This window comes from Paenibacillus glycanilyticus (assembly GCF_023715145.1).
Taxonomy (GTDB): domain Bacteria; phylum Bacillota; class Bacilli; order Paenibacillales; family Paenibacillaceae; genus Pristimantibacillus; species Pristimantibacillus glycanilyticus_A.
In genome coordinates, this window is the sequence record NZ_JAMBNP010000012.1 from 37,740 (window position 1) to 59,860 (window position 22,121).

General features: G+C 51.5%; 23 protein-coding genes. 20 read left to right on the plus strand and 3 right to left on the minus strand.

All coding sequences use genetic code 11. The annotated features are described in order from the left end of the window. The first annotated feature begins 109 nt into the window (after nucleotides 1-109). Entirely contained in the window at nucleotides 110-1,351 is a 1,242-nt protein-coding gene (gene hmpA / locus M3194_RS25150) for an NO-inducible flavohemoprotein (protein WP_251656848.1), read from the plus strand. A gap of 15 nt (nucleotides 1,352-1,366) precedes the next feature. Here hmpA and M3194_RS25155 read toward each other — a convergent pair whose 3' ends face one another. Beyond that, entirely contained in the window at nucleotides 1,367-1,870 is a 504-nt protein-coding gene (locus M3194_RS25155) for a Crp/Fnr family transcriptional regulator (protein ID WP_251656849.1), read from the minus strand. A 203-nt stretch (nucleotides 1,871-2,073) separates the two neighbouring features. Here M3194_RS25155 and M3194_RS25160 point away from each other — a divergent pair, with 203 nt between their 5' ends. Genes M3194_RS25160 through M3194_RS25170 form a run of 3 tightly spaced genes read left to right on the plus strand, consistent with a single transcriptional unit; the run spans nucleotide 2,074 to nucleotide 3,349 of the window. Beyond that, nucleotides 2,074-2,610, plus strand: a complete 537-nt coding sequence (locus M3194_RS25160) for a nucleotidyltransferase family protein (protein ID WP_251656995.1) — start codon at nucleotides 2,074-2,076, stop codon at nucleotides 2,608-2,610. A gap of 19 nt (nucleotides 2,611-2,629) precedes the next feature. After that, nucleotides 2,630-3,190, plus strand: a complete 561-nt coding sequence (locus tag M3194_RS25165; RefSeq protein ID WP_251656850.1) for a histidine phosphatase family protein — start codon at nucleotides 2,630-2,632, stop codon at nucleotides 3,188-3,190. A 15-nt stretch (nucleotides 3,191-3,205) separates the two neighbouring features. Continuing rightward, on the plus strand, nucleotides 3,206-3,349 hold the full coding sequence (locus tag M3194_RS25170) for a hypothetical protein (protein WP_251656851.1): 144 nt from the start codon (nucleotides 3,206-3,208) through the stop codon (nucleotides 3,347-3,349). 91 nt (nucleotides 3,350-3,440) lie between these two features. On the opposite strand, the gene M3194_RS25175 is transcribed toward M3194_RS25170, so the two are convergent. Next, nucleotides 3,441-3,890: a MarR family winged helix-turn-helix transcriptional regulator gene (locus M3194_RS25175; RefSeq protein ID WP_251656852.1), complete on the minus strand. Its 450-nt coding sequence runs from the start codon at nucleotides 3,888-3,890 to the stop codon at nucleotides 3,441-3,443. Between the two features lie 122 nt (nucleotides 3,891-4,012). On the opposite strand from M3194_RS25175, the gene M3194_RS25180 reads away from it, so the two are divergent. The 8 genes from M3194_RS25180 (at nucleotide 4,013) to M3194_RS25215 (ending at nucleotide 12,268) form a co-directional block, all read left to right on the plus strand. After that, entirely contained in the window at nucleotides 4,013-4,213 is a 201-nt protein-coding gene (locus M3194_RS25180) for a hypothetical protein (protein ID WP_251656853.1), read from the plus strand. Continuing rightward, complete coding sequence (locus tag M3194_RS25185) at nucleotides 4,210-5,247, plus strand: GDP-mannose 4,6-dehydratase (protein ID WP_251656854.1); 1,038 nt, start codon at nucleotides 4,210-4,212, stop codon at nucleotides 5,245-5,247. Before M3194_RS25180 ends, M3194_RS25185 begins: the two co-directional genes overlap by 4 nt. Continuing rightward, nucleotides 5,240-5,947 (plus strand): glycosyltransferase family 2 protein, encoded by a 708-nt coding sequence (locus M3194_RS25190; RefSeq protein WP_251656855.1) that lies wholly within the window; start codon nucleotides 5,240-5,242, stop codon nucleotides 5,945-5,947. Before M3194_RS25185 ends, M3194_RS25190 begins: the two co-directional genes overlap by 8 nt. A 2-nt stretch (nucleotides 5,948-5,949) precedes the next feature. Beyond that, on the plus strand, nucleotides 5,950-6,273 hold the full coding sequence (locus tag M3194_RS25195; protein WP_251656856.1) for a lipid-A-disaccharide synthase N-terminal domain-containing protein: 324 nt from the start codon (nucleotides 5,950-5,952) through the stop codon (nucleotides 6,271-6,273). Nucleotides 6,274-6,635: 362 nt separating this feature from the next. Continuing rightward, nucleotides 6,636-10,715 carry a discoidin domain-containing protein gene (locus tag M3194_RS25200; protein ID WP_251656857.1) on the plus strand — a complete coding sequence of 1,360 codons (4,080 nt, stop codon included), beginning with the start codon at nucleotides 6,636-6,638 and terminating at the stop codon, nucleotides 10,713-10,715. Nucleotides 10,716-10,899: 184 nt separating this feature from the next. After that, the gene (locus tag M3194_RS25205) at nucleotides 10,900-11,145 is read left to right on the plus strand and encodes a hypothetical protein (RefSeq protein ID WP_251656858.1); all 246 of its coding nucleotides are present in this window, start codon (nucleotides 10,900-10,902) and stop codon (nucleotides 11,143-11,145) included. Nucleotides 11,146-11,313: 168 nt separating this feature from the next. Further along, a complete protein-coding gene (locus M3194_RS25210; RefSeq protein WP_251656859.1) occupies nucleotides 11,314-11,580 on the plus strand; it encodes an autorepressor SdpR family transcription factor in 267 nt (88 codons plus the stop codon). A gap of 7 nt (nucleotides 11,581-11,587) precedes the next feature. Continuing rightward, the gene (locus M3194_RS25215) at nucleotides 11,588-12,268 is read left to right on the plus strand and encodes an SdpI family protein (protein WP_251656860.1); all 681 of its coding nucleotides are present in this window, start codon (nucleotides 11,588-11,590) and stop codon (nucleotides 12,266-12,268) included. Between the two features lie 566 nt (nucleotides 12,269-12,834). Here M3194_RS25215 and M3194_RS25220 read toward each other — a convergent pair. Next, on the minus strand, nucleotides 12,835-13,521 hold the full coding sequence (locus tag M3194_RS25220; RefSeq protein ID WP_251656861.1) for a TetR/AcrR family transcriptional regulator: 687 nt from the start codon (nucleotides 13,519-13,521) through the stop codon (nucleotides 12,835-12,837). 172 nt (nucleotides 13,522-13,693) lie between these two features. Between M3194_RS25220 and M3194_RS25225 the strand changes: the two genes are divergently transcribed. From M3194_RS25225 to M3194_RS25260, 8 genes are all read left to right on the plus strand, one after another. After that, complete coding sequence (locus M3194_RS25225) at nucleotides 13,694-15,145, plus strand: MDR family MFS transporter (protein WP_251656862.1); 1,452 nt, start codon at nucleotides 13,694-13,696, stop codon at nucleotides 15,143-15,145. A gap of 256 nt (nucleotides 15,146-15,401) precedes the next feature. After that, complete coding sequence (locus M3194_RS25230; protein ID WP_251656996.1) at nucleotides 15,402-16,199, plus strand: ABC transporter permease; 798 nt, start codon at nucleotides 15,402-15,404, stop codon at nucleotides 16,197-16,199. A 17-nt stretch (nucleotides 16,200-16,216) separates the two neighbouring features. After that, nucleotides 16,217-17,083, plus strand: a complete 867-nt coding sequence (locus tag M3194_RS25235; protein ID WP_251656863.1) for an ABC transporter permease — start codon at nucleotides 16,217-16,219, stop codon at nucleotides 17,081-17,083. Between the two features lie 87 nt (nucleotides 17,084-17,170). After that, a complete protein-coding gene (locus tag M3194_RS25240; protein WP_251656864.1) occupies nucleotides 17,171-18,787 on the plus strand; it encodes an FAD-dependent oxidoreductase in 1,617 nt (538 codons plus the stop codon). Continuing rightward, entirely contained in the window at nucleotides 18,784-19,110 is a 327-nt protein-coding gene (locus tag M3194_RS25245; protein ID WP_251656865.1) for a 4Fe-4S dicluster domain-containing protein, read from the plus strand. Before M3194_RS25240 ends, M3194_RS25245 begins: the two co-directional genes overlap by 4 nt. Nucleotides 19,111-19,162: 52 nt before the next feature. Next, the gene (locus M3194_RS25250) at nucleotides 19,163-20,212 is read left to right on the plus strand and encodes an ABC transporter substrate-binding protein (RefSeq protein ID WP_251656866.1); all 1,050 of its coding nucleotides are present in this window, start codon (nucleotides 19,163-19,165) and stop codon (nucleotides 20,210-20,212) included. Nucleotides 20,213-20,476: 264 nt separating this feature from the next. After that, nucleotides 20,477-20,944, plus strand: a complete 468-nt coding sequence (locus tag M3194_RS25255; protein ID WP_251656867.1) for a hypothetical protein — start codon at nucleotides 20,477-20,479, stop codon at nucleotides 20,942-20,944. A 144-nt stretch (nucleotides 20,945-21,088) separates the two neighbouring features. Next, complete coding sequence (locus M3194_RS25260; RefSeq protein WP_251656868.1) at nucleotides 21,089-22,111, plus strand: LacI family DNA-binding transcriptional regulator; 1,023 nt, start codon at nucleotides 21,089-21,091, stop codon at nucleotides 22,109-22,111. Nucleotides 22,112-22,121 lie beyond the last annotated feature (10 nt).

Sequence of the window (22,121 nt, forward strand, 5' to 3'; positions counted from 1 at the left end):
CACATATCGTTCTGATTTGGTGTGATTGGAATCACACCGGCGTAGTGCCATTCTTCCGTATACTTGGGTCATAACAAGTTAACAAGTTGAAGAAAGCGGGGAGAGCTTCATGCTAAGTGAAAAAACGATAGGCATCATTAAATCGACTGTACCGGTGCTTGAGGTTCACGGGACGGCCATTACGAAACGGTTCTATCAATTATTGTTTACCAGTCATCCCGAGCTTATGAATGTATTTAATCATGCGAATCAAAGACAAGGCAAACAACAGACCGCGCTTGCAAATGCCGTCTTGGCGGCAGCGAAATATATCGACAAACTTGAAACGATTCTGCCTGCGGTAAAACAAATCGCGCATAAACACCGCAGTCTTGGCATTACTGCAGATCAATATCCGATTGTCGGGCAAAATTTGCTGCAAGCCATCAAAGAGGTGCTTGGTGACGCTGTAACCGACGATATTTTGAATGCATGGGCGGATGCGTATGGCGTAATCGCAAGTGTGTTCATCGGTGTTGAAGCGGAGATGTACAAGGAGGCAGAAGAGCAGCATGGAGGCTGGGCCGGTTACCGGGAATTCCGCGTGGAGCGCAAGGTAGAAGAGAGCAGCGTTATTACCTCCTTCTATCTGGTGCCGCAGGATGGAGGAGCCATTGCTTCGTTTGTACCAGGGCAATATGTGAGCGTGAGGATGGATATTCCCGGCGAGAAAAACACGCACATCCGCCAGTACAGCTTATCGGATGCACCGGGCAAGCCTTATTATCGGATCTCGGTCAAACGGGAGGACTTGCCGGCAGAGAAGCCTGCCGGTGTTGTCTCGGTATACCTGCATCAACAAGTGAAGGAAGGCGACGTGCTCTGGTTATCCGCCCCGGCTGGCGACTTCACGCTTGATTTGAAGGATAGCCGTCCAGTTGTTCTGATCAGTGGCGGCGTAGGCTTGACGCCTATGGTCAGCATGCTGAATACGCTTGCGGATACGAAATCGGACCGCCAGGTTACCTTTATTCATGCGGCTCAGAATGGAGAGTACCATGCTCTGAAGCAGCAAGTAGAGAAAACAGTGGAGCAAGCCCCTAAAGCAACGGCCCATTGGTGTTATGCGCAGCCAACCGCGCAGGATGCGGGAGCTTTCCATAAGGAAGGCTACATCGATCTGCCTTGGCTGCAAGAGATTATTCCGTCCAAGGATGCCGTGTTCTACTTCTGCGGACCAACGCCGTTTATGGCTCATATCAACCGCTTGCTATTAGAATGGGGAGTTCCTGCCGCAGATATTCATTTTGAATTCTTTGGACCGTCCGGCAGTCTGAACGAGGCATCGGAAAAGGCGGCAGTTACCAAGTAGACGTCCGCTAGATAATCAGCTCTCCTTTTTGGCACGCAGCAGCCGGTTAATCGTCTCGCGTCGGAGGCCGATAAACTGACCGATCTCATCTTGCGTCAGAACATCGGTCAACGCTGTTGGGGAGATATAATGATCAAACCAGACTTCAAGCTTCCGCAGCTTGTCCGCCGGCGCGATTGCGGTCAGTTGGTCGATCCGCTGCTGCATCATACGGAGCTTGTCCTGCAGCTGCAGGGCAATAGAGCGGTAGCGATCGGGATGCTGCTCCAGCTCCCCATACCAGGATGCCGCGGGAAGAACATCCACCTCGCAGGTGACAAGCGCGATAGCCGTGCCGAAATAAGGGTTGGGACTGATAAGCGAATGATGCGGTATGATTTCATCCGGTACGATGATGTTCACCAGAATTTGCGAGCCGTCAGGGTGGACGCGCACGATCTTGAGCAATCCGCTGCGCAAGTGGTAGAGCGGTCCCGACTCGCCCTGCAGAAATAACGTCTCGCCTTTATGTACAATCATATAAGGTATGAAGCCTCCATAAATACAAGCGAAGCCTGAAGTTCGGGTTTCGCTTTTTTGCTTTCATTATACGATAGTTTGCATTTTGATGTTGCATTCCCTTCCAGATCTTGTATCCTAATGAAAGAGAACTTACGTTCGTTCATAAAGGAGGAGCTGGCTTGCGAAAGCTTGAAAATGAACAGGACATCATTCGACTAGTGATGGAGGACGAGTGGATGATGGAGGTTTTACATACGGCAAAATCATTGAATCTGCCCGATTGGTGGGTATGTGCCGGCTTTGTAAGGTCAAAGGTGTGGGATTATCTGCATGGTTATGCGGAGCGGTTCTCGCTGCCGGATGTGGATGTCATCTATCATGACCCTGCGGCGCCGGACGAAGCCCTGGAGAAGGAGCTGGAGCAGAAGCTGAGCGGCCTCATGCCGGGAATTCCTTGGTCCGTCAAGAACCAGGCGAGGATGCATCTTGTTAATCATGACGATATCTTGCCGTATGCGTCATCCACCGATGCGATGTCCAAGTTCCCGGAGACGGTTACCGCGTTAGGGCTGACCTTGGATGAAGAGAACGGGGTTCTTCTGTCTGCGCCTTGCGGGGTCGGGGATCTGCTAAGCTTTGTTGTCCGTCCGACACCGCATTTTAAACAATCCCCCGCGCTTATGCAGATCTACGAGAAACGTCTTGCCAAGAAAAACTGGAGGAGCAGGTGGCATAAGGTTCATCTTTCACATCATTAACCGTGCAGGAGGCGAGGTATTGGAAACACAGATCTATATGGTGCGGCATGCGCATTCCGGTTATACGCCGGATGAATTAAACCGTCCTTTATCCCCGCAAGGCGAGGAAGCGGCCAGGAGAGTCGCTGATCTTCTTGTAGAAGAACAGATTACCGCAATTATCTCCAGTCCATACAGACGGGCGGTTCAAACGGTTGAACCGTTAGCTGCACGAGCTAGCCTGACCATGCAAGTGGAAGATGACTTTCGGGAACGGTTGTTGGCAGACGGGCATCTGGAGGATTTTGACCACGCTATCCGGAAAGTATGGGAGGAGGATTCCTTTTCGTGGCCGGGAGGCGAATCCAATCTTGCCGCGCAGCATAGAGGCGTACGGGCCCTTGAGAACGTGCTTCATCGCTATCTGGGCGAAAAAGTGGCGATCGGCACGCATGGCAACATCATGGCATTAATGATGAACGCTTTTAACCCGGCCTACGACTTCGATTTCTGGAAGCGGCTCTCCATGCCTGATATTTATAAGCTTAGCTTTAATCAGCTGACTCTGACTCGTGTAGAACGAATATGGCAAGCAACCTAACAGGAAAGGCGTGATATGAATGAGCAATCTGCTGCAGGTCAGGTTCCGGTCTCGCAGCTCTCGGAATACGGGTTTTCCGCGATCTTTCAGAAGCTTGTGCAGAACGGATTTCCGGATGCCGGGAGCTATAAGGGACTGAAGAATAATATCGGATTGTAAATCGAAGTCATAGTCTATGAAAAATCTTAATAATATGTAAGTAAGAGAGGGATAACCCTCTCTTTTTTAAATACCCATCCTGTATGCTTGTCTAATCTTTTTCGTTATAGTAGTTGTACGCTTTCGACAACAAGTCAGCTAGCATCAGGCTTTGCTCTTCGCCCAAATGCTCAATCAGACCGCCAAGATGAAGGTTGAACTGATCATCGGCTTCCTTGGCAATCTGTTCTCCTTTGGCGGTCAGCTCGATTCCCACAGAACGTCTGTCATCCGGATCTACCGTACGTTCCACAAGTCCGTCTGCCATCAGTTTCTTGATGAGCTGCGTAACGGTAGGGGTGGTGACCAGCAGTTTCTTGCTGATATCGGACACTTTGATTTTGGGTTTTCCCTCATCCGTATTCGCCATAATACAAAACAAAATGCGAAGCTCGCTCCGGTTAAGTCCGTTAAATGACTTCTGCCTCCATTCTGCTTTCGTAAAGCGGGTAAATGATTCCCTCAAACGTTGAATAATCTCCTGCTGGTTGTCTTTGTCCATACCTGCTCCAATCCGTTAGTTGTTAATTGTTCTACTTGAAATATATCATATTTCTCTTTATTATGATTATAGTTAAGTTGGTAAACTAATTATTTTGACGCCAAAATAATGGGGTGGTACAAATGGTTAACGTAGGAGTAGTCTATGAGCCAGGCCACGAAGAGCTGCTGCGAGAAGGCCTTCGAAAAGGAAAGTTAACCTTTACCACCAGTACGCAACAAGGCATTCAAACAAGCGATGTCCTGTTTAATGGGGTGGGCGCAAGAAATGCCGGGAGGAAGAACGGCGAGGAGCAAGGGCATTCCTTGCGGGAGGCTCAATGAAGACGTATTGCGTAACCGGGGGAGCGGGTTTTATCGGCTCTCATCTATGCGGACAGCTGCTGGAACAAGGACATCGGGTCATCAATATCGATAATTTCAATGACGTGTACGACTATAAAACCAAAATCAGGAATATCCTGAGTAGTACGGGGTCGGAATTTCCCTATCTCTATTCGGAGGATAAGTCGGACAATTTGGCCAGGCTTCAAGCCGCCGTGGAATCGGATCATTACCGGCTTGCCGTTGCGGATATCCGAAGCATGGACGAGTTGAATGCCATCTTCGCAAGCGAAAAGATCGACGCCGTCATCCATCTCGCGGCGATGGCGGGAGTCCGGCCTTCGATTGAGGATCCGCTTCTGTACGAGGAGGTAAATGTGAAGGGAACCCTTCATATTCTGGAGGCGATGCGTAAGCATGGCGTCAGAAAATGGCTTTGCGCTTCTTCCTCGTCCGTGTACGGGAACAATAAGAAGGTTCCTTTTTCCGAGGAGGATGTCGTAGATTTCAGTATTTCGCCATACGCGGCGACGAAGAAATCCTGCGAGGTGCTGGGGCATACTTACTTCCATCTGCATCGTATCGGTACGATTATGCTGCGGTTTTTCACCGTCTATGGAGAGCGGCAGCGCCCGGATCTGGCAATTCACAAATTCGCGAGGATGCTGGACAAGGGAGAAGAACTAACGATGTACGGCGATGGCTCGACAAGACGCGACTACACGTATATCGGCGATATTATTGCGGGCATTCTTGGCGCATTATCGCATGTGGAACAGACGGATCATCTCTATGAAATCGTGAATTTGGGCACGAACCGAACCATTACGCTCCGAGAGTTGATTGCAAGCTTGGAACAGGAGTTTGGCGCAAAAGCTCTTATTCGTGCATTGCCTAATCAGCCGGGAGATGTGGAGCAGACCTATGCAGACGTATCCAAGGCGAACCGGTTGTTCGGCTACCAACCGCAGACCGATTTTGCCGAAGGCATACACAAGTTTGTTACATGGTACAGGGGGAATAGACATGGTTAAATTATCGGTCGTTGCGCCAATTTATAACGAAGAAGAGAATATTAAGCTGCTGCATGAGTCGATCACAAACGCGGTTAAAGATAAAGTAGAGAGTTATGAGATCGTGCTTGTGAACGATGGCAGCAAGGACCGAAGCGCCTTTCTGCTGGATGAGCTGGTAGAGCAGGATGCTCATGTGAAGGTCATCCATTTCGAGAAGAACTGCGGCCAGACGGCGGCGATCTACGCGGGACTGAAGGGCTCAAACGGTGAGCTTGTAGCGCTGATTGACGCGGATCTGCAGACCGATCCGCGGGATATTTTCAAGCTGATGCCCTATATTCCGAACATGGATTTCGTGAACGGCAAACGCGTGCGGCGCAGAGATACGGTCGTCAAGAAGGTGTCCTCCCGCGTCGGCAACGGCGTGCGCAACTGGCTGACCGGCGATCATATCTACGATACCGGCTGTCCGATGAAGCTGATGAAGCGCGAGGTGGCGGACAGCTATTACTTATACGAGGGGCAGCACCGTTTTCTGCCGACCTTGGCGAAAATCAATGGGTTTAAGGTCGTTGAGGTAGCCGTATCCCATCAAGAAAGACAGCATGGCGTATCCAAATATGGCGTGTTTAACCGGGCCTTCGTAGGGCTCATGGATGCAATCGTCATCGGCTGGCTCCGCAGACGTGTCATTCGCTATCAGATCAAAGGCCATTAATTATGTGGTGGCATTCGATTATAGGCAATGTGTCGGCTGGCAACATGGGATGGATTATCTTTGGTTTTATCGGGCAGATCATGTTTACGATGCGGTTCATTACCCAATGGCTGGCTAGCGAAAAAGCGAAAAAAACCGTCGTTCCGCAGTCCTTCTGGATCTACAGCATTCTGGGCAGCGCCGTTCTTTCCATCTATGCGATCTACCGCAAGGATCCGGTCTTTCTGCTGGGACAGCTGCCTAGCGTCTTTATCTACTTCCGCAATATTATGCTGAACCGCAAATCGGAGGTTCAGGCAGCAAACAGCAACTCACTTGATGTATAGTGGAGCACTTAAGGTCCATAGGTGACCTTAAGTGCTTTGTTTTTGCCCGCGTAGAGGGAGTTAAGGTCCCTGAGGGATCTTAACAACGTGCGAAAGCTGCGTAATGCCCGATATCCGGGCGTGCTGAGGGCGCTTAAGTTCCATTCGGGAACGGACAAGCACAAGATATCTTGGCATAAAACGCTAAATATTGGCATGTTCTTCCTATATCTTGCGGCAGTATACTAATCCGTGCATGGCGATGAAAGCGTTGCCAGCAGTCGTTGATTGAGGAAGGAGGGTTGTAGGGAGGCAAATCATGCGATTGGCTTCAACCAAGAATAGCCATGGACAATGAGGCAGATTAGGGAGGAAATAGACGAATGTATATGATGGTTCGGGAGCGGGCGACGAGAAAGCTCCTTGTATTGACGCTATGTACGGTTATGCTGGTCTCGCTCGTATCGTCCTTGTTTATCCGTGAGGCGAATGCCGCGGGCTCTTATCTCTTATCGCAAAATAAAACGGCATACGCTTCTTCCGTAGAAGGCGGAAATGCGGCGAATCTTGCGGTGGACGGTTCAACCGGCACGCGCTGGGGAAGCCAATGGGGCGCAGACCCGCAATGGCTGTATGTCGATCTAGGCGCCAATGCCGCGATTGACCGCGTGAAGATCAACTGGGAAGGCGCCTATGCAAAGGCATATAAAATCCAGGTATCAAGCGATGAATCTACCTGGAACGATGTCTATTCCACAACAACCGCGGACGGCGGCGTGGATGATCTGACTCTCGCGGGCAGCGGCCGCTATGTCAGAGTGTACGGCACGCAGCGTGCCCTTTCCGCTTACGGTTATTCCATTCTGGAATTCGAAGTATACGGCACGGGCGGCTCAACGGCACCTCCGGTTGATTACGGTCCAAACGTTGCGCTGAACAAACCGGTGACCGTATCGTCGACTGAAAATTCTGCTTATTTGCCTCCGGGCTCGACGGCTGCTACTAACGCGGTAGACGGAAGCGCGGCAACACGCTGGTCGTCGAATGCCACCGACAATGAATGGATTTATGTGGATCTTGGGGCAGCCCATCAGATCGGCCGCGTCGTCCTGAATTGGGAGGCAGCAGCGGGGCGGGCTTACGATGTTCAAGTATCGAATAACGGCACGCAATGGACAACCGTCTATCGCGAGCTTCACTGGGCGGGAGGAAAGCACGAAATCCCGCTTTATACAAACGGCCGCTACGTTCGGATGAACGGCATTGGACGAGCAACAAGCTTTGGTTATTCGCTCCTTGAGCTTGAGGTTTATGATTATACCGCGGGCCAGCCGCAGCCGGTTTATACGATTCCTGCACTGCCAACTCCTGCAGCGGTGCAATCGGGCTCCGGCAGCTATCTGACGAACGATATTCATATGCCTCAGCCGAAATATCCGGCCAACAAGTCTTCGAACATCTCGGCTCCGATTCCTTCGAATGACTGGTGGCAGTCGATTCTGATCAAGCCGTACGGCGACTATCTGGTGACTTTGCCGCTGAAAGCGAAGTACTTCCAGCAAGGCCTTGGCATTCTGAATCCGGGAGCGGGCTGGCTGTCATCGGACGGCAGGGCGGTGAATGCCGACGGCAATCCGGATCTGTACGTGATGTCAAGCAGCATCAATACATCCAAGCTGCAAACCCGCGTAACCGGGTATGGCGACTGGTCGGTAGATGCGGTAGTAAGCGACGATGCAACGGACAAAATGAAATCCACCTTCGTCAAAGGCTCGCCTTACGTCTACAATACCTTTGCTGATCCCAATTCGGTTGAGATCTATTCCTCGCTGATTACGCAGCTGTTTGATGACAACGGCAACTCCGTCCTGACGACGGAAGGCGCAACGCTGACAACCGACCACATCGGCGTGAAGCTGGTGAACACGGATGGCAGCGGCACATCGCATACGCGTTACTACGGGATTTTCGCTCCTGCGGGAACGGTCTTCAAGAAGGTTGGGGCCAAGGTGAAAATCCAGCTCGGCAGCGGCGGCAATTACCTGTCGGTTGGCGCTCTGCCGGCTGCTTCGAACCTGAACTACTATTACCAGCATGCCTATGCCTTCGTAACGGATACAAAGGTGAATTACGGCTATAGCGAATCCACTTCGCAAGTGACAACCGATTACGCGTTGACGACGGCGCTGAAGCGCACGGGCTTCTCGAACCAGGCGCTGACCACGCTGCTTCCTCATCAATGGAAGGTGTCGTCGACGCCGCTTACGGCGCTTACTTATCCATCGGTCCGCGGTACATTGAAGGTGCGCGAAGGCAACGCCTTTACAACCGTTGACCGGTTCTACGGCATCGTGCCGCAATTCACCGAGCCGACGGATTCCGCTTATGACAGATCGCTGATGGTATCTTACCTGAAAGCGCTGGATGAAGAAACGACCAGCAACTTGATGGCCGCCGATGCTTACTGGCAAGGCAAGAAGCTTCATCCGCTTGCGATGGGCGCTCTTGCGGCCAATGAGCTTGGCGAGACGGCTTACCGGGATAAGTTCCTGTCGCGGATCAAATCCATTCTGACGGACTGGTATACGTACACAAACGGCGAGCCGGATTACTTCTTGTACTACAACTCCGATTGGGGTACGACTTATTACAAATCAAGCGAGTTCGGCGCGAACAACGGCATTACGGACCATCACTTCACGTATGGGTACTACGTGTTTGCTTCCGCAGTTCTCGCAACGTTCGATAATGATTTCAAGACGCAATACGGTCCGATGATCGATCATCTTGTCCGCGATTATGCGAACCCTTCGCGCACGGATTCGATGTTCCCGTTCTTCCGCAGCTTTGACCCTTATGAAGGCCATTCATGGGCGGGCGGCTATGCGGATAATGATAACGGCAACAACCAGGAAGCAGCGGGCGAATCGCTCTTTGGCTGGGTTGGACAATTCATATGGGCGCTGACGAATGGCGACACGGCCTTCCGCAATGCGGCGATCTATGGATTTACGACCGAGCTTAACGCGGTGATGCAATACTGGTTCAACTATGACGGCGACAACTGGATTCCGCAATATGCGCACAAAACGGTTGGACAAGTCTATGGGGCATCCAATTTCTTCGGCACCTTCTTTAACGGAGATCCGGTATATGTATACGGTATTCACTGGCTTCCGACGGCCGAATATTTAACCAGCTACAGCCTAGCGCCGGGCAAAGCGGCAGGTCTGTACAGCGGCTTTGTAGCCGATAACGGCGGTCAGGAGACAGACTGGTATCATATCGTGTGGCCTATCCAGGCGTTAAGCGATCCGCAGGCGGTCATTAACAAATGGAGCGCGGCAAGCATGCAGAAGAACGAGATCTTCAATACGTATTGGTTCATTCATAACATGCAGACTCTTGGCACGCGCACAAAGGATGTCTGGGCAACTGGCTGGACAAGCGCCACGGTATATAAGAAAGGCAGCGCCTACTCCGCTCAAGTCTGGAATCCGACATCAAATCCCGTAACGGTAACCTTCAAGAACGCTGCCGGAACCACAGGTACGGCGGTAGTAGCCGCGAGGTCGCTCGTTACGGTTAATCCGATGGCGAACTCCAATGCCGGCGATAACTGGGCGCCCATCGGCAGCGGCGGAGACAATGGCAATAGCGGGAACAATGGAAACGATACAAACGTAGCGCTTAATAAAACCGTAACGGTATCGTCGACCGAGGCGCCTTTTGCCGGTGCCAATGCGGTGGACGGCAACTCGCAGACCCGGTGGGCTTCGGCTGCCAATGCCGATCCGCAAACCCTTACGATTAATCTTGGCTCCTCGCAGCAGCTTAGCCGCATCAAGCTGAACTGGGAGACGGCGTACGGCAAATCGTATAAAATCCAAGTCTCGGCCGACGGAAACAGCTGGTCCGACATCTATACAACAACAACCGGTGACGGCGGCACGGATGACTTTACCGTGACGGGAACGGGACGTTATGTCCGGATTAACATGACCGAACGCGGCACGATCTACGGCTATTCGCTTTATGAAGCAGAAGTATACGGCCATGCCGCAACCGCTTCAAACGCAACGTTGTTGTCCATAGGCAAGACAGCAACGGCTTCCACTTACCAAGATCCGTTCGTTCCGGCATCCGCTGTGGATGGTGATCCGGGTACGCGCTGGGGTTCGGTGGCAGGCGCCGATCCGCAGTGGATCACGGTGGATCTTGGGCAAAACCGTACCGTGACCAACATCAAGCTGAAATGGGAAACCGCTTATGCCAAATCGTTCAAGCTGCAAGTCTCGGCGGACGGCAACAGCTGGACGGACCTGTACAGCACAACAGCCGGCACTGGCGCGGAGCTAGACCAGAATGTGAGCGGCAACGGCCGTTATGTACGCATGCTGGGCACGGAACGCGGCACGCAGTGGGGTTACTCGCTTTGGAGCTTTGACGTGTACGGGTACTAATGGGAACGAAAAGATTGTCCCGCATGGGGCAGTCTTTTCGTTTTTGTAGTCCTGCTGACTTGTGGCAAAAATCAGGAGGCGAGAAGCTCGAAGAGTTCTATCTGAAATGGTACGATGATAACAAAGATACGGCTTTCCTCGCGAAAGACATGTGGAAATTCATTCAGAATTAAGAGGGATACGATTGAGATTCGCAGATACGACTGCCGGCGTTCCTTATGCGAAAGACCCTGCCGTTGTCCGGTATAAAGGGAAGTATTGGATGTATTATTCCAGAGGGCCGTTCACGGACGGCCGCTGGGGGATCGGCATTGCGGAAAGCAGCGATCTGGAGCATTGGACCAAGGTTGGGAAGGAAACAATGATCACGGCAAGACCTGGTATTTGTCCAAGGCGGAGATTGGGTGGCAGGATAGCGTTCCTTATGTAATAGCAGGCGAATAGGCAGTCCCGCTTATCTCGACAACATGCCGCATGAATGCGGCATGTTGTTTTTTGTGATGCGAACAAAAAAGGGTGAATGATTGCTTGCTTTTATTCGATATTTAGAATATTATCTAAATATCGAAATAGTTCTTGGAGAGAGGAGTGAACCAACTTGAACGACGCTTTCAAGGCGTTGTCCGATCCGACAAGACGACAGATCCTTCAATTGTTGAAGGAACAGGATCTGTCCGCCGGACAAATCGCCGACCATTTTAATATATCAAAGCCGAGCATTTCCCATCACTTGAATCTGCTTAAGCAAGCTAAGCTGGTTACGGAGGAACGGCAGGGTCAGAACCGGGTATACTCGCTGAACATGACCGTCGTACAGGAAGCAATGGGCTGGTTCCTCGGGATACTCGGGACGAAAGGGGATTGAAATGAAGATGGACCAAACAACTAATCAGACGGTACGGTGGACCAAGCAGGACTGGATCTTGCTCGTTGTTAACGCTGTTATCTTTGGAGTTATATTTCTCCTGTTCAATCATCAGCTTCCGGATGTCGTTGGCAGCCACTACAATATTCGCGGGGAGCAGGACGGAACGATGGCCAAATCCAGCATGTGGCTCGTATATGCGGGGATCGGCATCGCGCTGCCCGTTTTTCTCTCGGTGATTCGAAATGTCGATCCGCGCCGCGAGAACTATGCCCGGTTCAGCGGTTATTACATGCTGATACGGTGGACGGTCAGCCTGTTTATTCATGGTGCTTTTGTGCTGATGATCCTGCAAAACCTCGATTATGATCTGCCTTTTGTAAATATCGTCATTGGCGGGCTAGGCGTGATGTGGATGATCATCGGCAACCGGATGGGACAGGTGCGCAGCAACTTTTTCGTCGGGATCAAGACGCCCTGGGCGATCTCCGATGAGAACAATTGGCGCAGGACGCACCGGATAGGGGCAAGATTATGGTTTATTGCGGGGGTTCTGATGCTTCTGGGAGCATGCTTGCTGCCTGCTAAATGGCTTGTTGCGGTGCTGGGTGTAGGGATTGTGGTGAGCGTGGTTATTCCGTATCTGTATTCGTATTTGTTGTATGCCGGGGCGAAGAGGAAGAGTTGAGATGGGACGAGGCGAAGAGTTGAGATGAAAAACAGCTTGGCAGGGGTTATCCTGCCAAGCTGTTCTTTGTTTAGGGCTGGAATTCATGCAGCAAAATGCGCCTTTTACGCTGCGTAACTTGAACTACATTGGATTGCATGCAGGATAATCCACGCATTTTCATTGGATGAAGCTGGTTAGGTGATTTGTACTGTAGGAAATCCAATGTAGCGATTTTCCCGAAGAAAGGGCGTCTTCGGGAAAACGCTTAAGACCGCGATTTTCCCGAAGAAAAGGCGTCTTCGGGAAAACGCTTAGACCGCGATTTTCCCGAAGAAAAGGCGTCTTCGGGAAAACGCTTAGGACCGCGATTTTCCCGAAGCAAAAGCGTCTTCGGGAAAACGCTTAGACCGCGATTTTCCCAAAGAAAAGCACTTCGGGAAAACGCTTAGACCGCGATTTTCCCGAAGCAAAAGCGTCTTCGGGAAAACGCTTGGACCGCGATTTTCCCAAAGAAAAGCACTTCGGGAAAACGCTTGGGAAACCGCGATTTTTCTAAAGTCCAAGAAACGACTTTAGAAAAACGCTTAAGAAACTCCAAAAGTAATTTTCCGAACCAAATAATCGACCTTCTCCGACATAGCCTCGTCATTAATCTGGGAAAGAACATCGGCCTTGAACAACTGCTGCTTCTTAATCTGATAATAGTCCCAAATCGCATTGCGTAAAGTAAGATTATTTCTCATTAAATAATGAGGATCTAGAAGCTTCTGGAATATCAGCTCGTCTTGCAAAATATAAAGCATCGCATTCAAATCATTCATATACCCTTCCGCAATTCCCCGCTCATAAAACGCCCGCAGCCGGCCGTTCCGATCGCTAATCGCCACTTCAATGGAAGCCAGGAACTGAGGATATACCTCGCGCAAATCCTGGAAAAAGGGCTCCGTACCGTAGTTAGCAATAAGCAGCGTCTGGGAGAAGGTGGACTGGAAGCCCTTGATATAAGCTTCGGGACTTCCTTCGAGCAGCTGGGCTTCGTCGCAAACTAAATATTTAATATAAAGGGCTGTCAGCCGTTCAATGATCTCGTCACGAGAAGGAAAGTACTTGTATAAAGTCGCTTTGGATAAGTCCATCGCCTTGGCGATGTCATCCATGCGAAGTCCCTGAAAACCGTTTGTCTTAACGGGATGCAGAAGCTTGACGACATATTTGTTTTTCGTCGCTTCATCGGTGTATCGGCAGTTCTGCGTTTCGTTGGTTGTCTCCATAAAGCGTTCAACCTCTCTTCCTACTATGTAAGAGTATACACGAATTTGTCGGATAAATAAATTGGTCAATCTAAACTAATTTTATGTAAATGAGTTTACTTTGACTAAATTTTGCAGTATGATCATTTCTACAAACGGCCCACGCGGCTATTAGATAGGAGCAGAAGAACTTATGAGTGCATCATCTAACCAGGACATCCGATTCTGGCCGATTATGATTGCTATATTTTTTGGCGCGTTCCTGAGTATTCTCGGGATCAGCACGATTAATGTCGCGTTGACGATTTTTATGCAGGACTTCCATTCGGACCTGAGCACCGTGCAGTGGACGTTAACAGGCTTTATGCTTTCCCTTGGAACGGTAGCGCCGTTGTCGGGTTATTTGGGGGAAAAATTCGGTTATAAGAACGTATACCTGTATGCGATGGTAGGGTTCGTTATTTTCTCCTTATTGTGCGGCTTTTCCTGGAATGCCGGGTCGCTGATCGCGTTCCGTATCATTCAAGGCATTTTCACTGGGCTTGTTATGCCTGCGACCATGACGATTATTTTTCAAATCATTCCAAAAGAGAAACAGCCGTTTGCCGTTAGTATCTGGGGCTTGTCCGGCATGCTTGCGCCGGCATTTGGACCAACGCTAAGCGGCTGGCTGATTGAACAGTTCGACTGGCGCTGGATTTTCTTCATGAACGTGCCAATCGGCATCGTGGCGATCTTGTTTATTATCGCAATGATCCCGGATGTCAGAATCGGAACGGCCAAGGTTCTGGATAAACTTGGTCTCACAACGGTGGTGCTTAGCAGTGTAGCCTTGCTGCTTGCTTTGAGCGAAGGACGGCAATGGGGCTGGGACTCGGGAAAAGTATTAGGCTTGTTCGGATTGGGAGTCCTGATGCTGATTGTATTCATCTGGCATGAGCTCCGGACGGAGAATCCGCTTCTTAACCTGAGAGTCTTCGGGAATTACCGCTTCTCCATCACGTTAGTGGCAAATACCATCATTACGATCAGTCTATATTCCGGTACTTTGCTTGTTCCATTATTCCTGCAAAATGTGCAGCAAATTTCAGCAATGGATACCGGGCTGATTCTGCTGCCATCGTCTCTGGTCATGGCGCTTGCCATGCCAATCGCGGGGAAATTGTATCCGAGGGTTGGAGCCAAATGGATGACCATCGGGGGACTTGTCCTTATTATCCTGGGCAGCTATGAGATGACGCATCTGCATACGGACAGCTCGCATTTCTACGTGATCTTCTGGATGGCTGTTCGTAACCTCGGCGTGTCGTTTGCAGCCGCTGCAACAAGCACGGCCGGCATGGAGGAAATTCCGCCGCAGATGGTGGGGCATGCTTCCTCGGTAACGAACTGGGTCCGCAATGTCGGCGGCTCGTTCGCGATCGCTTTGTTTACATCGCTGCTGGCTTCCCATACGATTACGCATGTGGCCGACTTGACGCAATCCGGCGCGGAAAATGCAAAGGTGATCCCGCTGTTTGCCTTTACGCTTAGCGTAAATGATGTCTTTACGATCGCGACTTATATCGCGGTAGTCGCGATTCCGTTTACGCTGATCATTCGCAAAAAGGCGAATCAGGCCAAGAACGTAACGGCCGCAGCATAATACGGAAGATCCGGTAAGAAGGAAGCGCCATGGCTAAAGAGCCGTGGTGCTTTTTTTTGTTAACCCTAATTTTCGCCAACGTATTGACAGTCAAAATCCCCCATGCTACTCTTATACCACAGTTAATCAATAGGAATTAACGAAATTAATAATACGGTCCACCGTTCTAACGGAGGCATTCTCAACGCATTTGAGGATGCCTCCGTTTGTTTGTTACTTGCCTTGCGTTATGAACCTGGGAAAGTGGTGATCAATGATGAGCAGTCAAGCTGCAACAGCAGGCAGAACGCCGGGTAAGCTGGCGCTTACGGGGCTGGCGCTTGTTTTTCCGGTAACCTTACTGGTCTTATGGCAGCTTCTCGGGCATTACGGCTATATCTCGGAGCTGCTGTTCCCGACGCCTTATACGATTGTGGAATCGGGTATATCCTTGGCTAAGTCCGGTGATCTATGGTCGAACATCCGGATCAGCGTGACGAGGGCCTTGCTCGGCTTTGCGCTTGGCGGATCCCTTGGACTTGCGTTTGGCGTAGCGGTTGGATTGTTCCGCAGAACGGAGAAGCTGCTCGATCCTACCATTCAGATGATCAGGATGATTCCAAGCCTTGCGGTTGTGCCGCTGTTTATCCTATGGTTTGGTATCGGAGAAGAATCCAAAGTGCTGCTCATTGCCAAAAGCGCCTTTTTCCCGCTGTATATCAATACGTATCTCGGGATCCGCAATGTGGACAATAAGCTGTTCGAAGTGGCGAGAGTGCTTGGCTTCAGCCGTTTCAAGCAGATCACCAGACTCATATTGCCGGCTGCTCTTCCCAATATTGTCTTGGGCGCACGCTTGTCGATCGGCCTGTCCTGGCTTGGTCTGGTTGTAGCGGAGCTGATTGCTTCGACCTCGGGGATCGGTTATATGATGTCGGATGCCCGGCAGTTTGCGGATACGCCGGTTGTATTTGTGGGCATCTTTATTTTCGCCATACTGGGGCTGTTCACCGACACGCTGCTTGCCTATATGGAGCGTCGGCTGCTCAGATGGAAGGATCGTTATAACGGATAGACAGGAGGTAAGGAATCATGAGCAATTCACTCGAAGCAATCGTTCCGCCGCAAGCGGTACCGGAAGCCAGTCATGGAACGGGATCGGCAAGACGCAAACGTCAGCTATCCAGGCTTGCGGGAACGGTACTTAAAGATATTGCGATAGGAGCTGCCATCCCTGCCGTTCTCCTTATCCTGTGGCAGATTGCCGCATCGGCCGGTTACATTTCCCCCATGTTCATGCCGTCGCCGGGTTCTATCCTGCATGCATTCTGGGTGCTTGCGACTTCGGAAAATCTTCTTCACCATTTGCTGGTCAGCATGGGCCGGGCTGGACTGGGCTTCCTCATTGGGGGAGCGGCGGGGCTGTTAATCGGGCTGCTGACAGGATTATTCCTGAAAGCCCAGTATCTGTTTGATCCAAGCATTCAGGTATTGCGGCTTGTCCCGCATCTTGCTATTGCACCGCTTATTATCCTGTGGTTCGGTTTCGGAGAAACTTCCAAAATCGCCATTATCATAACAGGCTCATTCTTCCCGCTCTATATCAATACGTTTCTTGGCATTCGCAATGTGGACAATAAGCTGTTTGAGGTTTCAAGAATACTGGGCTTCAGTCCGCTTAGGAGGTTGACCAGACTGATTCTTCCGGCTTCGCTGCCCGATATTCTGATCGGCGTGCGTATCTCGCTGGCCGTATCCTGGATTGGTCTGGTTGTAGCGGAGTTAATCGGCTCACGGTCCGGAATTGGCTTCCTTATTAATGAAGCCAAGCAGAATTCGGAGACTTCCGTTATTTTTGTAGGCATTATTATTTTTGCGGTTATCGGCAAGCTGATTGATTCGCTAATGAAAGGTCTTGAGCAACGCTGGCTTAGCTGGCGCGACAGCTACAAAGGGTAATCCTTACCGGCTGGCACGGCGGCTAGGCTGTTCAACTCGACAATAGTCGAAATATTCAAATAATTATTCGATGAGGGGGAAAAGGAAATGTCGATTTTATTGCAAAACGGTGCCATTCATCTGCAGGCTGATGTACTTGTTATCGGAGGTGGACCTGCAGGAACATGGGCGGCTATTACGGCGGCTTCGCAAGGCGCGAAGGTTATTCTGGCGGACAAAGGCTATTGCGGTTCAAGCGGGGCGACCGCGCCTTCGGGCACGGGTGTCTGGTATGTGAAGCCGGATCAGAAGCTGCGGGAGGAGGCGAAGGCCAGCCGTTATGAAATGGGCGGCCGGCTTGCCGAGCACCGCTGGATGGACCGGGTGCTTGACCGGACGTACGAGAATATGAACCGGCTGGGCCATGCGGGATATCCTTTCCCGAAGGATGATGACGGCGAGCTTCACAAGCGGGGACTTCAAGGTCCCGAATACATGCGATTGATGAGAAAGCTGGTGAAGAAGGCTGGCGTGAAAATTCTGGATCACAGTCCGGCTCTTGAGCTGTTAGTGGATGAGCATGGCGTTGGCGGCGCATCCGGCGTGCAGACGCAGACCGGTGATGCGTGGACGGTGCATGCGGGTGCCGTTGTGATCGCAACCGGCGGTTGTGCCTTCCTCAGCAAGGCGCTTGGCTGCAATGTCTTAACCGGCGACGGCTATTTGCTTGCGGCTGAATCGGGCGCTCAGCTGTCGGGCATGGAGTTCTCGAACGCTTATGCCATTTGCCCAACGTTCTCCTCGGTTACGAAGACGGCTTACTACTCTTATGCTTCCTTCTATTATGAGGACGGAACGCCGGTAGAAGGCGCGGGATCGAAACGCGGCCGCTCCATTATTGCCCGCAAGCTGCTGGAAGGCCGTCAGGTGTATGCGAAGCTGGATCTTGCTCCCGAAGAGATTCAGCCGCTGCTGCGGGTGAATCAGACGAACTTTTTCCTCCCGTTCGACCGCCGGGGCATTGATCCGTTTACCGATTTGTTCCCGGTAACGCTGCGGCTGGAAGGGACTGTCCGCGGAACGGGCGGTATTCGCATCACCGACGAGACCTGCGCGACGTCGGTTCCCGGCTTGTATGCAGCGGGAGATGCGGCTACGCGCGAGCTGATCTGCGGCGGATTTACCGGCGGCGGCAGCCATAATGCGGCATGGGCGATGTCCTCCGGATCATTTGCCGGCGAAGGCGCAGCCGCTTATGTGAAGAAGCTTGGCGGGCATGCGGCTGACCGTAAGCTGCACAGTGCTTCTACTTCAATTATTACAAGCACGGCTGCTGCATCTCCATCCAGAACGGAGGAGATTGTCCATGCGGTACAGGAGGAAGTGGCGCCTTATGACCGCAATCTGTTCAGGACCGAGCAAGGACTGAAGAGCTCCCTGCAACGGCTTGACGGACTGTGGAAGGACCAGCGGAATCAGGTAGTGGAGCGTTCGGCCAACGGCGTAAAAGCCAGGGAAGCCGCGGCCATGACGGCGACGGCAAGATGGATGTACAATTCCGCGCTTGCCCGGACGGAGACGCGAGGCATGCATAAACGCGAGGATTTTCCGACGCAGGATGCCGGCCAGCATTACCGCCTGGTCAGCGGCGGCCTTGACGAGGTATGGGTGAAGCCCGAAGCGGTTCATGACGCACCGGAGAAGAAGGAGGTTATCGTACCATGATTGAGGTTCTAAGCGAGTCCCGGTGCGTATCCTGCAATCAGTGCGTATCGGTATGTCCGACGAATGTATTCGACCGGGGCGATGACGGGATTCCCGTCATCGCGAGGCAGGATGAGTGCCAAACCTGCTTCATGTGCGAGCTTTATTGCCCGGTTGATGCGTTATACGTCGCACCGGATTCGGAGCAGGTCATTGGCATTACCGAATCGGAGGCTGAGCATCTGCTTGGCGGCTACCGGGAGAAGGTCGGCTGGGGCAAAGGCAGAACGCCTATCGCTTCGCATGACTATATGTACCGGCTTTCCCAGTACGCCAGATTTTAAAGGTTACGACAATCATACAATACTTACTTAATTACGGAGAGGGGTCTGTTTGATGAGGAGAGAAAAACAAAAAGGATTGCGAGGGCCGGTCAGGCTTATCCTGATCGCGGCGCTGGTCATGGCTACGGCATGGCTGCAGGCTTGCGGAGCGAACGGCAATTCGAATTCAAATGCGAAAGCCTCAACGGGCACGGAGAGTACAGCCGCAGCGGAAACGAACAGCAAGGTGCCGTCTGTCCTGAACTATGGCTATATCGGAAGCAATGATAAGAATCTTCCCGGCGGAGCGGAAGGCTGGGGCTTGTATAAAGGCATTATTCAAGAGGAACTGAAGAAATACGGCATTGAAGAAGTGAAGCTGACGGGCTTCCCGAACGGTCCGGACCAAACGGAATCGTTGATTAGCGGACGGCTTGATTTTGGCGGCTTGGGCGATACGCCGGCGATTGTTGCGGCCGCTTCGGGCGCGAAGACGAGGCTCATTAACCAGACGAACATCACGAACGTGGGTTACCTGATCTCGGGTCCTGACGGTCCGAAGACCGTTGAGGAGCTGAAGGGCAAAACGATTGCGATTCAAAAAGGCTCCTATATGCACCGTTACGTTGTGGGTTTGCTGAAGCAGGCTGGCGTTAAGGATTACAAGCTGGTTCATATGCTCGCTCCGGACGGTCAAGCGGCGCTTGCCAGAGGTGATGTCGACGCGATGACCAACTCCGGCTTTAATGCGGAGAAGCAGTTAGCTCAAGGCTACACGTTAATAGACGACTCCTCTAAGCATCCGGAGCTTCATGGAACAAGCGTAACCGTCGTATCGGACAGCTATCTGGAGAAATTCCCGGATTTCCCGAAGGTCTGGAACGAAGCGCGCCAAAAGGCCATCGAAGATCTGAAGCAGCATGAGGAAGAGTACTATCAGTTTATTGCCGACCTGAACAAAACAACGGTCGAATTGGCGAAGAAGATCAGCCCGATCAGTTATATAACGGAAGATCCGTTCCCGGCGGAAGGGATTACCCGCATTACCGGAACAAAGGACTTCCTGGTGGAGGAAGGATTAGCGAAGAAGGATTACAAGATTGAAGATTGGGAAGTAAAATAGTTAATTGACAGAGCCATTACGGATCCTCGTTTATCGACCTTAAAGGCAGGGGATATGGCTAAGGAAAAGGGAGAAGAAAGGGCAAGCCTTGTCGTAGCAAATGAAGGCGAGCATAAATTAAGGGGGCCGATTCTGGAGGATCCCAACTCCCCCTTTTACCTTCCGGAAGGTCACTTATATTGGTCAGAGTTGCCATGCGATTAAACCATATTTGAACCTTTTTCATCATTGTGCTCGTTCTATTCTTTGTGGTAAATTTTGAGAATGGAAAGGGCGTGGCTTTCATGCGGAGCAATTACTTATCCTGCAGTCGAGTTCCGGCCGGGAGATCCGTCTTCAGTTGATGATACGACGATTACGGTTAAAGGAACCTTGCACCGGAAGCTGTTCCGCAATAAGAGTTTTACGGGAGAAATGGAGATTGCGAAGTATGACGTGACGAAATCAAGGATGTTCCCGGTAACGTTCCATAACGACATTCATAATGGCTGGGGCAGTTTTACTTATATGCTGGGTTTGCGAGACGCGAATGGCGCTCCCATTACAGCCAATTTGATTGGATTTGGCTCGATTTGGATGACTGAGGAATTTGAAAGTGTAAAACTGCTGCTTACGGAACCAGTAGGAAAAGGAGAGGGCCAAGGCAAAGACCTCCAAATCCTGGCTCCGGCCACGGACTACGTTAGCGCCCTTGCACTCTCCGAGCAGTATAAAGAACGCGGGCAATATTAATCCCATGCAAAAATAGAGCGAAGTCTGCGACGGCTATCATGGCCATACGCAAGCTTCGCTCTTGTTTGTTTCGCGGCTATTTGCTACAATATTTATCGTAGTTTAGTAAATTTATTAACTAAATCTTTAGTGAATGAGGCATATATGGCTACGATTAAACAAATTGCGAGCGAAGCGGGCGTCTCGCCTGCGACGGTATCCCGGGTGCTGAATAATGATTTGACGCTGAGTGTCAGTGATGAGACGCGCAGCCGCATCTTTAGTATTGCCGAACAGCTGCAATATAAGCCGGCACGCCTCAAGCGAATGAAACAGGAAAAGCTGCTCTCGACGTTAAGGATTGGGCTCGTTATGTGGTCAACACTCGAAGATGAGCACAGCGATCCGTATTTCGGCGCCATCCGGCGCGGGATCGAGACCCGCTGCGAGGAGCTTGGCATCGGAATCGATAAGGTCATACGCGGTGTGCTGAAGACGGAACTGACGCCTCTAACCGAGCTGGACGGGCTTATCGTTGTTGGGTCTGTTGACGATCAGGAGATTAACCGGCTCTACCCGCACAAGGAGAGAGTGATCTTCGTCAACCACGATATGACGCCGGATGATTGCGATTCCGTGCAGCTGAACTTCGCGCAGGCGATGAAGGAAGTGCTTCGCCATTTGTACGAGCTTGGGCATGCGGAGATCGGCTTTATCGGAGGCAGCTCGGATCCAAGCCTGCAGCGGGATGAGGGGCATTACGAGGATCAGCGGACGAGAATATTTGCCGAGCTGCAGCAGAAGCGGGGAATCTACAATCCGAATCTGATGTACTTGGCGGACTGGTCCTCGAACGGCGGTTACGAGGCCATGCTTCGGATGCTTGATGACGGCTACCGGCCGTCGGCATGCTTCATTGCCAGTGATCCGATGGCGGTTGGCGCGCTTCGCGCCCTTCATGAACGCGGACTGCGCGTTCCGGAGGATATGGCGGTTATCGGCTTCGACGATATCGAAGTATCCGCTTTTCTTACGCCTCCGCTTACGACGGTTCGCGTTCATACGGAGCTGATGGGCCGCACGGCCGTACAGCTCCTGCTCGAACGGGTAGAAGGAAGAGAAATTACGTCGCACATTACGATTAACACCAAGCTGGTCGTCCGGGAGAGCAGCGGAAGCAGCAAATAGCAAGTTGCAA